Annotated in this window: 14 protein-coding genes; 5 read left to right on the top strand and 9 right to left on the bottom strand. The window is 51.6% G+C overall.

All coding sequences use genetic code 11. The features are described from left to right. Positions 1 to 20: 20 nt before the first annotated feature. Positions 21 to 197, top strand: coding sequence for a hypothetical protein (locus KNP68_RS04620; protein WP_021067003.1), 177 nt, complete (start codon positions 21 to 23; stop codon positions 195 to 197). Between the two features lie 61 nt (positions 198 to 258). Here KNP68_RS04620 and KNP68_RS04625 read toward each other — a convergent pair whose 3' ends face one another. The 3 genes from KNP68_RS04625 to KNP68_RS04635 all read right to left on the bottom strand — a co-directional run bounded on the left by KNP68_RS04625 (position 259) and on the right by KNP68_RS04635 (position 2,293). Next, complete coding sequence (locus KNP68_RS04625) at positions 259 to 1,512, bottom strand: inositol monophosphatase family protein (protein WP_058763305.1); 1,254 nt, start codon at positions 1,510 to 1,512, stop codon at positions 259 to 261. Positions 1,513 to 1,591: 79 nt separating this feature from the next. Then, positions 1,592 to 1,780, bottom strand: coding sequence for a hypothetical protein (locus KNP68_RS04630; RefSeq protein WP_015881266.1), 189 nt, complete (start codon positions 1,778 to 1,780; stop codon positions 1,592 to 1,594). Between the two features lie 246 nt (positions 1,781 to 2,026). Then, entirely contained in the window at positions 2,027 to 2,293 is a 267-nt protein-coding gene (locus KNP68_RS04635; RefSeq protein WP_021067001.1) for a UPF0223 family protein, read from the bottom strand. A gap of 171 nt (positions 2,294 to 2,464) precedes the next feature. Here KNP68_RS04635 and KNP68_RS04640 point away from each other — a divergent pair, with 171 nt between their 5' ends. Further along, positions 2,465 to 3,946 carry an aminotransferase class I/II-fold pyridoxal phosphate-dependent enzyme gene (locus KNP68_RS04640; RefSeq protein ID WP_029595757.1) on the top strand — a complete coding sequence of 494 codons (1,482 nt, stop codon included), beginning with the start codon at positions 2,465 to 2,467 and terminating at the stop codon, positions 3,944 to 3,946. 108 nt (positions 3,947 to 4,054) lie between these two features. Here KNP68_RS04640 and KNP68_RS04645 read toward each other — a convergent pair whose 3' ends face one another. Continuing rightward, positions 4,055 to 4,378 (bottom strand): DUF3055 domain-containing protein, encoded by a 324-nt coding sequence (locus tag KNP68_RS04645; RefSeq protein WP_214798909.1) that lies wholly within the window; start codon positions 4,376 to 4,378, stop codon positions 4,055 to 4,057. A 74-nt stretch (positions 4,379 to 4,452) separates the two neighbouring features. Between KNP68_RS04645 and aac(6') the strand changes: the two genes are divergently transcribed. Then, positions 4,453 to 4,896 carry an aminoglycoside 6'-N-acetyltransferase gene (gene aac(6'), locus KNP68_RS04650; protein ID WP_214798912.1) on the top strand — a complete coding sequence of 148 codons (444 nt, stop codon included), beginning with the start codon at positions 4,453 to 4,455 and terminating at the stop codon, positions 4,894 to 4,896. A 17-nt stretch (positions 4,897 to 4,913) separates the two neighbouring features. Here aac(6') and lpdA read toward each other — a convergent pair whose 3' ends face one another. The 4 genes from lpdA to pdhA all read right to left on the bottom strand — a co-directional run bounded on the left by lpdA (position 4,914) and on the right by pdhA (position 9,766). Next, positions 4,914 to 6,326, bottom strand: coding sequence for a dihydrolipoyl dehydrogenase (gene lpdA / locus KNP68_RS04655; RefSeq protein WP_021066997.1), 1,413 nt, complete (start codon positions 6,324 to 6,326; stop codon positions 4,914 to 4,916). 4 nt (positions 6,327 to 6,330) lie between these two features. Continuing rightward, positions 6,331 to 7,623: a dihydrolipoamide acetyltransferase family protein gene (locus tag KNP68_RS04660; RefSeq protein ID WP_021066996.1), complete on the bottom strand. Its 1,293-nt coding sequence runs from the start codon at positions 7,621 to 7,623 to the stop codon at positions 6,331 to 6,333. A gap of 76 nt (positions 7,624 to 7,699) precedes the next feature. Then, positions 7,700 to 8,677 carry an alpha-ketoacid dehydrogenase subunit beta gene (locus tag KNP68_RS04665; protein ID WP_021066995.1) on the bottom strand — a complete coding sequence of 326 codons (978 nt, stop codon included), beginning with the start codon at positions 8,675 to 8,677 and terminating at the stop codon, positions 7,700 to 7,702. 3 nt (positions 8,678 to 8,680) lie between these two features. After that, positions 8,681 to 9,766: a pyruvate dehydrogenase (acetyl-transferring) E1 component subunit alpha gene (pdhA, locus tag KNP68_RS04670; RefSeq protein WP_021066994.1), complete on the bottom strand. Its 1,086-nt coding sequence runs from the start codon at positions 9,764 to 9,766 to the stop codon at positions 8,681 to 8,683. Between the two features lie 330 nt (positions 9,767 to 10,096). On the opposite strand from pdhA, the gene def reads away from it, so the two are divergent. Continuing rightward, positions 10,097 to 10,636: a peptide deformylase gene (gene def / locus KNP68_RS04675; RefSeq protein WP_021066993.1), complete on the top strand. Its 540-nt coding sequence runs from the start codon at positions 10,097 to 10,099 to the stop codon at positions 10,634 to 10,636. Between the two features lies 1 nt (position 10,637). Continuing rightward, a complete protein-coding gene (locus KNP68_RS04680) occupies positions 10,638 to 12,263 on the top strand; it encodes an alpha/beta hydrolase (protein ID WP_029595760.1) in 1,626 nt (541 codons plus the stop codon). A gap of 104 nt (positions 12,264 to 12,367) precedes the next feature. Here KNP68_RS04680 and KNP68_RS04685 read toward each other — a convergent pair whose 3' ends face one another. Continuing rightward, positions 12,368 to 13,825 carry a phospholipase D family protein gene (locus KNP68_RS04685; RefSeq protein WP_021066991.1) on the bottom strand — a complete coding sequence of 486 codons (1,458 nt, stop codon included), beginning with the start codon at positions 13,823 to 13,825 and terminating at the stop codon, positions 12,368 to 12,370. Positions 13,826 to 13,858 lie beyond the last annotated feature (33 nt).

Raw genomic sequence — 13,858 nt, forward strand, 5'->3', positions numbered from 1 at the left:
CGAAAGAAGGGGGAATCTCCATGCAACTCATGTTCGTTTTAATCGCGACCGCGGTCGTCGCCGGCTTCGTCGGTATCGGCATCGGTGTCGCTGAAGGAAGTGCCGCCATCATCATCGGCAGTCTCGCCTTGAGCGGCATCGCCACATTTTTTGGAATCAACTTGCGCCGCCGGGTCCTCTCGAACCGACGTCCATAACACAAGGCCCGGGCAAAACGCCCGGGCCTTCTTTATGATTTTGTCCTTTTTGCGCCCACGCTTATAGGTCGCGCGTCAGACAGATGCGGTCACGCAAGGCGAGCCCGTCCTCTTCGATTGGCGGATAACCGTGGTCCGGGAAGTAATCCCGCTCGACTGATTCAAAGCGGAAACCGGCTTGTTGATAGAAGCGCAACTGGACGATGCTCGAGTTGCCCGTACAGACGAGCATTTGCTTCGCCCCGCTGCTCTCGGCCCGACGAATCGCGTCTTGGAGCAGGCGTTGCCCGATCGTCTGGTTCTGCCGTTCCGGTTTGACGGCGATATTGACGAGCTCAATTAACGTCTCGCTGCGTTTGACGAGCATGTACGCCCCGACACGTTCCCCGCCGAGCGTGGCCTCATATGTCGTCCCGGCTTTGTATTGATCGCGGACCATCGTTTCATTCGGGTTGGCCAGGACGAGCAAGTCACGGACGCGGTCGTAAGACCCGTTGATTCCAATTTGCAAGTCCGGCTTCACTTCAGGGGTCGCACCCTTGGCGATGACGTAATGCTTCACCACGTCCTTGACGAACGTCTCGCTCCCCGCGAGAACGGACGTCTTCCCGTCATAACGGACCGGCTCCCCATAAATCGAGACGACCCGTCCCCCGACTTCTTCGACGAGCAGTTTACCGGCAGCATAGTCCCACGGCATATTGCGCATCGTGATATACCCGTCGACTCGTCCCGCTGCGAGCCAGGCGAGTTCGAGCGAGGCGGCCCCATGCGCCCGCGTGCCGACGGAATCGCGCACAATCGGCGCGAGCACTTCCGGTGCAATTTGCTGATTCGGCGTCACCCATGTCGCGTTCATACTGAGGAAAGCATCCCGGACGTGGTGCTCTTTGATGGTCGGGAGTTTCCGGCCGTTCAGCGTCGTCCCGACGCCACGGCGTGCGACGAACAACTCATCCGCCATCACATCGTAAACGAAGCCGTACTCGACGACCCCATCGACCATGATGGCAATCGAGATGGCGAACATCCGCTTTTGATGGATGAAGTTCAATGTGCCGTCAATCGGGTCGACGAACCAGACCGTGCCCGACAAATCATCCGGTTCCGTCGAGATACCCTCTTCCCCGATAATATGATGCTCGGGATACGACTCACGAATCCGGTCGACAATCAACTGTTCGACGGCCCGATCGATTTCCGTGACCAAATCACCTTTCCCCGTCTTGCGTTCGATTCGATAGCTCTCGTCAATCTGTAAGCGGATATACTCCCCTGCCTGTTTTATCAAGTCAATCGCGAACCATTCCAACATGTTTATCACCTCTATTATGTATTGTACCAAACAAAAACCAGTATCCGCATGGAATACTGGTTGAATGGGTGGTTGTGGGTCAGGCTTCGAGACGCAATAGTTCTTGGCGATATTTCTCTAACCGATGCTTGCTAGCCTGGACAGTGGCATCATCTTGTGACGCCATTGCATCGAAGAGCGTTGCCAATTCATAATCAATCTCTAAGCGCAGCACCGGAATCCGTTTTTCTGCGTCTTTTCTTTTGAATGCCTCGATCACTTGTTTCATGAGATGCCACACTCCTTTAGTTGGGCTACAAGTTACGGTTTAGTAAGTTGAATTGAGTATATCAGATGAGATTCAAAAAAGAAAGAGAATTGTCTGACTATTTTGAATTTTTTATCTTAGTGAGTATATTCCCATTTCAACTAAGCCTAAACCTGATTGAACTGTTAATGATATGTACCCTATTTATTAGAGAAATAACAAAAAAAGCATGAGAAAACGGTTACGTCCTCCCATGCTTTCAAGCAGTTACAACTTTATAATCTTTGCATTTGATTTTAGGGCCGCTTGGACCGTACGATAGGTAGAGTATCCGGTCTGCTCATCGTGAACGGCACTCAGCTGTTTCTCTTCTGACTTCGACGTCACGATTTGTTTGAACGACCGATACGCGTCCAAAAACGACTCCCGGTCGACACCGCCTTCATTGGCCAAGGCGACTTGGTTATAGAACTCGACGACTTCAATCAGTTCATCTGTCGTCCAGTCCGGATTAATCGGATAGTTGATTTGCATATTCTTCACCTCGACAACCATTGTATCAACAAAAAAAACTATTGCAAGTTGGGATAGAAATCACTATAGTTTTTTTGTTGCATTGTTTTTGAATCGAAATGTTCAGATTGCCCAAAGCTTGAAACCAAACCGACAACCCATATACACACTGTTATCAAGGAGGACTTACTATTGAAACTTAAAGGTGCTACACAGCTCGAGACACCGCTCTTTGACACGTTGCTCACGCACGTGGATACGAACCCGATCGCGTTCCATATCCCTGGCCATAAAGGCGGAAAAGGGATGGACCCTCAATTCCGTGACTTCATCGGCGAAAACGCCTTGAAGATCGATTTGATTAACATCGCCCCGCTCGATGATCTCCATCATCCGAAAGCGTCGATTGCCGAGGCCGAGCGCCTCGCTGCCGAGGCGTTCCGTGCCGACGAGACGTTCTTCTCGGTCCAAGGGACGTCGAGTGCCATCATGGCGATGATCATGGGCGTCGTCGGTCCGAACGAGAAAATCATCGTTCCCCGGAACGTGCATAAATCCGTCATGTCCGCCCTCATCTTGACCGGGGCCCACCCGGTCTTCATCCATCCGGAATATGATGAGACGTACGGGATTGCCCACGGGATCACAGCAAGCGCCGTCGAACGCGCCCTCGAGATGCACCCGGACACGAAAGCAGTCCTCGTCATCAACCCGACCTACTTCGGCATCGCCGGTGACTTAGAGCGCATCGTCGCCGTCGCCCATGCGCAAGACGTACCGGTCCTCGTTGATGAGGCACACGGTGTCCACTTGCCGTTCCACGACGAGCTCCCGCTCTCGGCGATGCAAGCCGGAGCGGACGTCGCGGCCACGAGCGTACACAAGCTCGGCGGCTCGATGACGGGAAGTTCGATTTTGAACGTCCGTCGCGGTCTCGTCTCCCCGGAACGGATTCACGCAATGTTGTCGATGATTACGACGACATCGACGTCTTACCTCCTCCTCGCGTCGCTCGACGCGGCCCGTCGTCAATTGGCGACGAAAGGAGAAGCGATGAACGAACGTGCCCTCACGCTCGCACGTACGGCTCGTACGGCCATCGACAATATGCCGCACTTATCGGTATACGGTCACGCCGAACTCCATTCAGAGTCGACGTACGCGCTCGACGAGACGAAAATCCTCGTCTCTGTCCGTGAGCTCGGGATCACCGGCTTTGAAGTCGAGAAGTATTTGCGTGAGACGCATCGCATCGAAGTCGAGATGTCAGATTTGTTGAACGTACTGTTCATCGTGACGAGCGCCGACGACGAGTCGACGATTCAAGCGTTGATTGACGGTATGCGTGACGTCGTATCGGTTTACGATCAGTCAGGAAACGATTCACTATCGATCATGCTCCCTGAGATTCCACCGCTTGCACTCAGCCCGCGTGACGCGTTCTACGAGGAGACGGAGACGATTCCGCTCGAGAACGCCGTCGGACGCATCTCGGCCGAGTTCATCATGGTGTATCCACCAGGAATCCCGATCATCATCCCGGGAGAACTGATCACGACTTCGACGCTCGACTATATCATGGCGAACATCGAGGCCGGTCTTCCCGTCCAAGGACTTGAAGATGAATCGCTTCAAATGATTAAAGTCATCCAACAGACAAAAGCCATCCGTTAAGACGAAAGCGAGCCGGTCCATATGGACCGGCTCGCTTTGTGTCATCAAAAGAAAAGGTAGCTTATGATGATCGAATTGCTTCCCCTACGTACCATTATAAGAAAACGCTTACATTTTTTCAAGGGTAGAATTTGGCGATTGTTCTTGTTCTTGCCCACTTTCGTCCAGACAGAGTCGTAAAAACTCGGCGACGTGATCTGTATCACGCAACGTGATCCCGAGCATCGGATACAGTTGTCTCGGTTCTTCGAGCGCATGGATGTCAAGAAGGGCAGACTGCCCGGTCTGCATACAGACGACGAGCACTTTTCCCATGAATTGATGCGTATACACAAAGCCGAAATCATAACGTGACGTCTCAGTCTCGATTCCCGTGAAGCGGACACGGCTCGTCTCAGAGACGGTATATAACAATTCTTCATCGAACGCCATCATCGTTCCCTCCTTTCTCACTTCATTCCTTATTTTCCTTTATACTGAACGTATGAAACCTAAGGAGGATCCCAATGAACATACGAAAAGCTAATGAGCGCGATGGTATCGACTTGGTTCGGCTCATGCGGCAGCTATGGCCCGATGCGCCCGAAGACGAATTGACGTTGGAGGTCCGCCTCGGCATCCGCTCCGGCAAGATGCACTATTTTATCGCGGAGACGGATGAGGCGGTCGGCTTTTGCCAGCTCAGCTTCCGTCATGACTACGTCCCCGGAACGACCTCTTCCCCGACCGCCTTTTTAGAAGGAATTTACGTCGTTGCATCCGTGCGACAGCAAGACGTGGCGACACGGCTCGTCGAAGCCGCCTCCACCTACGCCCGGTCGAAAGGATGTGACGAGCTCGGCTCCGATACGGAAGTCGAGAACGACGGTAGCCAACGGTTCCATGAACGCATCGGCTTCCGAGAAGTCGAACGGACCGTCCATTACGTAAAAATGCTCTCTCGCGAGTAAGCGAGAGAGCTTTTGACTTATTTAACGACGTGGATTGGCATACCCATTGCGATTTCTGCCGCTTCCATTGCCATCTCACCGAGTGATGGGTGAGCGTGGATTGTAAGCGCGATATCTTCTGCAGTCATGCCTGCTTCGATGGCGAGACCAAGTTCGGCAATCATATCTGAAGCGCCAGTTCCCGCGATTTGAGCACCGATCAAGAGACCGTCCTCTTTACGCGTGATGAGCTTCATGAAGCCGTCTGGCTCGTCAAGAGCGAGGGCACGGCCGTTCGCTGCGAATGGGAATTTCGATACTGTGATCTCAAGTCCTTCTTCTTTTGCGAGTGGCTCTGTGTAACCGACTGTTGCAAGTTCAGGATCAGTGAAGACGACCGCTGGGATTGCTGAGTAGTCGAGGTAAGCTGGCTTACCGGCAGCTGCCTCCGCTGCGACTTTCGCTTCGTAAGAAGCTTTGTGCGCGAGCGGTGGTCCTGGTACGATGTCGCCGATTGCGTAGATGTTTTCGTTCGACGTTTTGCACTGGTCGTCGATTTCGATGATGCCGCGGTCGCTGATTTTAACTTCCGCGTTTTCGAGACCGATGTCGCCAGTGTTTGGACGACGGCCGACTGTGACGAGGACGTAGTCCGCTTCAACAGACTGCTCTTCGCCGTTCACTTCAAACTTAACTGTTACGCCGTCTTCTGTTTCCTCGACGCCTTTTGCAAGAGCGTTCGTGTGAATCGTGACGTTGCCTTTTTGTTTGAGTTTCTTTTTGACGATTTGCGTCATTTGTGGCTCGAAGCCAGACAAGATGTCGCTTGCGCCTTCAACGACGACGACTTCTGTATCGAAGTTCGCGTACGCTGTGCCGAGCTCCATACCGATGTATCCGCCGCCGATGACGACGAGTTTCTTCGGTACTTCAGGAAGAGCCAATGCGCCAGTTGAAGAAAGGACGCGTTTTGACCATTTGAACGATGGAATCTCGATAGGTGTTGAACCAGTCGCGATGATCGCTTTTTTGAACTTGTAAGGAGTCGAGCTATCTTCTGTGATGACACGTACTGTGTCTTCAGATGCGAAGAAAGCTTCACCTTGAACGATTTCAATCTTGTTACCTTTCAAAAGGCCTTTGACGCCGCCAGTCAATTTGTTGACGACCGACTGTTTCCAGTCTTGGACTTTTGTGAAGTCGACTGACACGTTATCAGACGTGATCCCCATTGAAGAGTGACCTTTAGCGTGCTGGAAGTTGTGACCAGCAGTGATCAATGCTTTCGATGGGATACAACCGACGTTCAAGCAGACGCCACCAAAGTTTCCTTTTTCGACGATTGTGACTTTAAGGCCGAGTTGTGCGCCACGGATGGCTGCGACGTATCCACCAGGACCGGCGCCGATGACAAGCAAATCAGTTTCTTGTGCGAATTCTCCTACTACCATGTTCTTATCCCTCCATCATTAGAAGTGCTGGATCTTGAAGCAAGCGTTTCACCATGTTGAGTGCGTTTTGAGCTGTTGCACCGTCGATGAGGCGGTGGTCAAAGCTGAATGAAAGCGCGAGGACTGGAGCCGCGACGATTTCACCGTCTTTAACGACAGCTTTTTCAGCGATGCGACCGATACCGAGAATTGCAACTTCTGGGTGGTTGATGACAGGTGTGAACCATTGTCCACCAGCTGAACCGATGTTCGTGATTGTGATCGATCCGCCTTTCATGTCGTCCCCAGCAAGTTTGCCTTCACGTGCTTTACCGGCAAGCTCATTGATGTTTGTAGCGAGTGCATAGATTGATTTACGGTCCGCTTCTTTGACGACAGGAACAACGAGACCGTTGTCCGTATCAGCAGCGATACCGATGTTGTAGTAGTTTTTGTAGACGATTTCTTCGTTCACATCGTCGATTGACGCGTTGATCGCTGGGTAAGCTTTCGCTGCAGCAGTCAATGCTTTAACGACGAACGGCAAGTACGTGAGTTTCACGCCTTGGTCAGCAGCCACTTGTTTGAACTCTTTACGGAGTGCGACGAGTTTCGTGACGTCGACTTCGTCCATGAGTGTAACGTGTGGAGCTGTGTGCTTCGAGTTAACCATTGCTTTCGAGATCGCTTTACGGATACCACGGATTTTCTCACGCGTTTCGAGTTCAGGCGTTGCTGACTCGTAAGGTTTGATTTCCGTTTTCGCAGCCGCTGCTGGAGCTACAGATTCTGTTTTCTCTGTTGTAGCTTCTGCTGTTGGTGCTTCTCCGTTTGCGAATGCATCGATGTCTTCTTTCAAGACGCGGCCGTTGTCGCCAGAACCCTGGACTTCACGGATGTCGACGCCTTTTTCACGAGCGTACTTGCGGATTGAAGGCATTGCGATGACGCGCTCCGATTTGTGAAGTTGAACTTCACGCGGGCCGTCTTCTTTCACGTCTTCTTTCACATCTTCAGTCTTCTCTTCAGCTTTAGGCTGTTCAGGAGCTGCTTCTTCTTCACCGGCTGGTGCGTCACCTTCGATATCGAACGTGATGAGGACGTCGCCGACGACCGCAACTGTACCTTCAGAGACTTTGACTTCTTTAACTGTTCCATCAACTGGAGCTGGAATCTCAACGACGGCTTTGTCGTTTTGTACTTCAAGAAGAATGTCATCTTCTTTTACTGTATCCCCTGCTTTTACGAACCACTTGACGATTTCACCTTCGTGAATTCCTTCACCGATGTCTGGTAATTTAAATTCAAATACTGCCACTGGTTTTTCCTCCCATCAATTAATCATGTAAACACAATGAGGGAGACAATTCTCCCTCATCGTTAAATGAACACGATCAGAAGTTGATAACTTCCTTAACTTTTGCAACGACATCTTTATGGTCAGGTAACCATGCGTCTTCACCTTGTGCGAAAGCGAAGACTGTGTCTGGTGCAGTTACACGAAGCACTGGTGCCTCGAGGTGAAGAATTGCGCGTTCTTGAATTTCAGTTACGACGTTAGCCGCAATCCCTGCTTGACGTTGTGCTTCTTGAACGACGATCGCACGGCCAGTCTTTTTAACAGACTCGACGATTGTATCGATATCAAGTGGGCTCACTGTCATGAGGTCGATGACTTCGACGTTGATGTTTTCTTTTTCGAGCTCTTCTGCCGCTTTGAGTGACGTGTGGACCATTGCACCGTAAGTGATGATCGAAACGTCAGTTCCTTCGCGTTTCACGTCTGCTTTTCCAAGCTCGATCGTGTATTCGCCTTCTGGAACTTCGCCACGGAATGAACGGTAAAGTTTCATGTGCTCTAGGAATACGACTGGGTCGTTGTCACGGATTGCTGATATCAAAAGACCTTTTGCATCGTATGGCGTTGACGGGATGACGACTTTAAGACCAGGTGTCTGAGCCATCAAGCCTTCAAGGCTATCCGCGTGAAGTTCTGGTGTTTTAACACCGCCACCGAATGGTGAACGGATTGTGATTGGCTGGCTGTAAGCGCCGCCTGAACGGTAACGCATACGCGCCATTTGAGCTGCGATCGAGTCGAACACTTCGAATACGAATCCGAAGAATTGAACTTCCATGATCGGACGGAAGCCTGTAAGACCGAGACCGATGGCAAGACCACCGATACCAGACTCAGCAAGCGGCGTGTCGAAGACACGGTCTTCGCCGAGCTCGTCTTGGAGACCTTCCGTTGCACGGAAAACCCCACCGTTTTTACCAACGTCTTCTCCGAAAAGAAGTACTTTCTCGTCGCGCTTCATTTCAACGCGCATCGCATCAGTAATCGCTTGGATCATTGTCATTTGAGCCATAACTTACTTCGACTCCTTTGCTGTATATTCTTCAAGCTGCTCTTTCAAGTTTGAAGGAAGTGTTTCGAACATGTTGTTGATGAAGTCCGAAACTTTTTGTTTTGGTTCTTTGTCAGCGAGGCTGATCGCTTCTTTCACGTCTGCTTTCGCTTGTTCGATGACTTCATTCTCCATGTCTTCGCTCCAAAGCTTCTTGCCTTCGAGGAAGAGGCGGAAACGAACGAGTGGATCTTTCTCTTGGTACTCTGTATCGAGTTCTTTTGTACGGTAACGCGTTGGGTCATCCCCTGCGAGCGTATGTGGTCCGTAACGGTATGTGAGTGCTTCGATGAGCGTCGGAGTTCCGTCAAGTGCGTCTTTACGCGCTTGTTGTGTTGCGGCGAGGACAGCAAGAACGTCCATTCCGTCAACTTGGATTCCGTTGATTCCCGCTGCGACAGCTTTTTGCGCGATCGTTTTAGCTGCAGTTTGCTTCTCAACAGGTGTCGAGATGGCAAAGCGGTTGTTTTGAACGACGAAGATGGCTGGTGATTTGAATGCACCCGCGAAGTTCAATCCTTCGTAGAAGTCACCTTGTGATGAACCACCGTCACCCGTGTAAGTAATGGCGACGTTTGTGTTGCCGTTGCGTTTGAGGCCCATTGCCACACCCGCAGTTTGAATGATTTGTGCCCCGATGATGATTTGCGGCATCAAGACGTTAACGTCTTCAGGAATTCGGTTACCTGCGACGTGACCACGTGAGAACAAGAACGCTTGATAAAGCGGAAGTCCGTGGAATACGAGTTGCGGGATATCACGGTAGCCTGGAAGAATCCAGTCTTGTTTGTCGAGCGCATATTGCGTCCCGATCATCGTTGCTTCTTGACCAGCCACTGGCGCGTAGAAACCTAGGCGTCCTTGACGGTTGAGCGAGATGGCACGTTGGTCCCAGATTCGTGTATAGACCATGCGGCGCATAAGCTCCTGAAGTTGCTCGTCCGTTACATCTGGCATTGCGTCTTGGTTGACGACCTCGCCCTTCTCGTCGAGAATACGGAACGTTTGGAAGTTTTCTTCCACGTTTTGAAGTACCTGAACGTTGTTCATTCGTTTCACCTCATCCTTTCAACTATGAGACAATTGTCTTTTTTGTGATCAAACACTACCTCAAATCTTAAGTGTATCTGTCCAAAAAAGCAATCTGTATTAACGTGATTCAGGAAAGTTACACTTATCCTGCCGTTTCCTAGTCAGTATAAAACGGGTTGTTATAATAACGCAAAAAATATGCTCACTCTATAAAAACGCTTACATCAACACATCTTTTCCCTTATTTCGCCTCTGTATCATTTTCATTTCACCTTCTGTACCATCTAAGCGAAATGACTAATAAATATGATATAATTGGTCATATCGCAATGGGAAAGGAAGTTTTGCATGTTAACGATGAAAGATGTGATTCGTGAAGGAGACGAGCGGCTCCGCGCCCGCTCAATCGAAGTGCCGGTCCCACCGACGGCAGAAGACCTCGCGCTACTCGACGAGATGGAGACGTTCCTCGTCAACAGCCAAGATCCAGAGATGAGCGCGAAGTATGAACTTCGGGGCGGTGTCGGCATCGCCGCACCACAACTCGGCGTCAATCGCCGTTTCTTCACGGTCTTGCTCCATGAAGAAGAAGAGACGTTCAAACTATCCATCTTCAATCCGAAGATTACGAGTCACTCGGTCGAACAGACGTATTTGAATGGCGGTGAAGGCTGTCTCTCTGTCGACCGTGTCGTCAAAGGCAACGTCCCCCGCTATCGTCGCATCACAATCGAAGGGTTCGACCGTGACGGCGCCCCGATTAAATTGCGGCTCCGCGGTATGCGCGCCATCGTCTGTCAACATGAGCTCGACCATTTAGATGGGGTGCTCTTCTACGACCGCATCAACACGACTAACCCGTTAGAGACCTACGGTGAGCCGATTTGAGGTGACGAGCTTGAAGAAAAAGGCACTGTTGTTAGTATTCCCATTTCTGTTTCTTTTAATCGGGGGATGTGTCCGAATCGAATATGATGCGACCGTCCACTACGACCAATCGGTCACGTTAGAGACGACGTATGCTTTCCGCGACCATCCGGTCATGAAGCTGCTCAATTTGCGGCTCGATTGGGATACATGGAAACAACAGGCGAATGAGAACGGGTATGCGACACGTGACTACTCGAGTCAAGACGACTATGAAGGCATGGTGCTCAAGAAGACGTTCGACAACGTCGATGACCTCCAAAACATTAAAGAGGAGTGGAAGACCGGCCCGGCCGGTATCCTCGTCCCACCTGATATGAAGTTTGATGTCGACAAAGAAGATGGGATTTGGTTTGACTCATACGTCATGAACACGAACCTCGACCTGCGGCTCGACCGCGTCGATTTGCCAGGTCTGAATTTAAGCGGCTCCCCGAAACAACTGGCCGAACGTTACGTTCGTCAAGCCGATATCCGGTTCAATCTGACCGTGCCGACCGGGGTGTTCGTCGAAGACGGTACTGGACTCGATGTACGGTCGATGAAACATGTCGAGTGGCAAGTTTACGGTGGCCGTCAAAATAATATGACGCTCGTCGCCCACGTGCCGAACGTCAAGGCGTGGATTATCACAGGCGTCATCATCGTCGTCCTTGGCCTGGTCGCTTTCTTTGTTTGGCGGAAATATCGTCAAAACGTCGGCGATCCGGACAAGACGTCGATTCGTTCTCGCATCTTCGGCGGCTTCATCCTCGTCTTGACCCTCGCGTTGATGATCGTGACGATTCGAGACGAGTTGACGACGGAACGGAAATCTGAGGCGATTCGCCAGGCGGCGCAGACGGACGAGTTCATCCCGACGTTCGCCGTTCACGGCTTGCTCGGGACCGACCGCACATTCCTCCGCTTCTCGCAGTATATGGAACAGCGTGGGCTGGCGAAAGATGGTGCGCTCTGTACCGTGACGGTGAAAGGCGCGGCCGATTGCGTCATCAATGACTACAGCTCGAACCGACCGATTGTCCGGATTGAATATGAGGATGCCGAGGCATCGCTCAACAACCAGACGAAGTGGTTGAATGCGGCGATCGAACGCTATAAACAGGAACGAAACCGTTCGTTCGACCGGATGTATTTGATCGGTCACAGCATGGGCGGTGTGGCGGCAGCGAACTATATCTTGAATCAAGATGAATACATCGTCGATAAGTTCGTGACGTATGATAGTCCGTTCGCCGGAACACGACTTGCCAACTTCGGTCTGTCCGCCAGTAATTTCGGTATCAATACCGGCAGTCCTGCCATCCGGGATTTGTCCCCGAGTTCTGACGGGTTGCAGGCGTTCCAAGAAAAACTGGAGACGTGGCCACGCTCCGTCCAAGTGTTCTCCTTCTCGGGACGCGGTGGCGAGTTCAACTTGATTGAGCCAGCGAGTTCGCTCTTGCTCGAAGAATATACGAACAACATCGAGACGGAAACCGTCCCATACGATCACTTCTCGCTCCACCGGAAGACAGACGTCCTCCGCGACACGGGCCGGTTCCTTTACGAGTTCACGAACGAATTCAATCCAGTCGAAACGAAATGATGAAAACCCGCCTTCACATATTATGAGGGCGGGTTTTGTTCGTCGTCATGTCGATGGTAGCCCGTCCACAACAAAGCCCACCTTCACAGGAAGGCGGGCTTGTGTCAGTAGGTCATCGTCCAAGTGAGTTTCTGGATCCAATAAATCACATACTTTCCGATTGGCAAATCGGTCTGAATCTCATCATAGGCGAGCGTATACGTTCCTTGCTCGTTGTTCCAGAGACGCTTGAAGTACCCGTCGACCTCGCGGATGAACGCTGTCTCTTCGGTCGTGACGACTTCGACATCCGCCTCCAAGTTGTAATCGTTCATGTTGCGGGTCGTATAGTTGCCCGACCCGATGACGACGACTCGACGGTCCCCTTCCACGTACAGCATCTTCGGGTGGTACTGCTCTTCGCCGACTTCGTACCACCGAATCTCGATTTGCTCCGGGTTCACCGTGTTCAATTCCGCGGCGACCGGCAAGTTCGGCAATCCTGACTTGTCGCGCCCGAACGCGTTCGTATTCGGGTCAAGAATCAGTTTGACGAAGACGCCGCGCTCGGCGGCCTCATGAATGGCTTGAATGATGTTTCGGTCAGCCAAGTAGAACATGCCGATCCAAATCGTCTCACCTGATTCCGCTTCTTCCATCGCCTTGATGACGGCGTCCTGAATCTTGGATTCCGTGACGTAGCGGATTTGCATCGGGCCTTCCGACGGCTCGTCGCGCAGATTCGCGAGTTTCTCCTCGCTCGGGAAACGTTCGGCATCCCCTTTCGAGAACGTCGCGATCGCTTCCTCCCCTTCGAGGATGTCCGCTAAAATCGGGCCATCGAGCCGCACCCCGACGTTTGAATGATACCCGCTCGCATCATGCGGGTTGGCCGATAAGACGAAGCCGTCATTCTCGGTCACCATCACTTTGCGGTGGTTCGCTTTCACGTTCAACAGCCGTAAATACGACCGGATCGTGATGTCCGGTGCCGATTTGGCCATCGGGTTCGGCAACCAGCCGTTCTGGCTGTCCCCGAACCATTGGAACCCGATCCGATACAGCGTCGAGTATAAGATGTTCGGGTCGCGGAGCGCATCGAGGTTCGTGTAGACGATTTCCGCGCCCGCTTCCTTCAAGACGTCGAGATGATCGGACGCGTGTCCGTTATAGGTCGTATTGATTTCATCCGTGATTAAGACGACGTTCATGTCCGGATAGGCTTCCATCTGTTCGAGCAAAGCCGATGACAGTTTGGCCGTGATGTCCGGATATTGCCGGTCTTCATTCGAATATGGGTTGAATAAGAAAAAGTCCATGACGATATATTCCCGCGCCTCGCGGATTGACCGCTCGACGTCTTGAAAAATCTCTTGCTCGTTCACTTCCGTGTCTTCCCCTTGATACGTCAAATCAAATAAAAAATCGATTTGGTCATCCGAAATCGCGACCGGTTCCGACGCACGCGACACGCCGTCCGGCAACGGTTTGACTTGATGGTATACCATCGTGATGAGGAAGAGTAAGGCGAATGCGGCCAGGCCCCATTTCAACCAACCTTTCTTCCGTTTCTTGCGTTCCATCAGACACCATCTCCTTTATCTTTGTCCTCTAAA

It is taken from the genome of Exiguobacterium sp. s50, assembly GCF_018618175.1.
GTDB classification, from domain to species: Bacteria; Bacillota; Bacilli; order Exiguobacteriales; family Exiguobacteriaceae; genus Exiguobacterium; species Exiguobacterium chiriqhucha.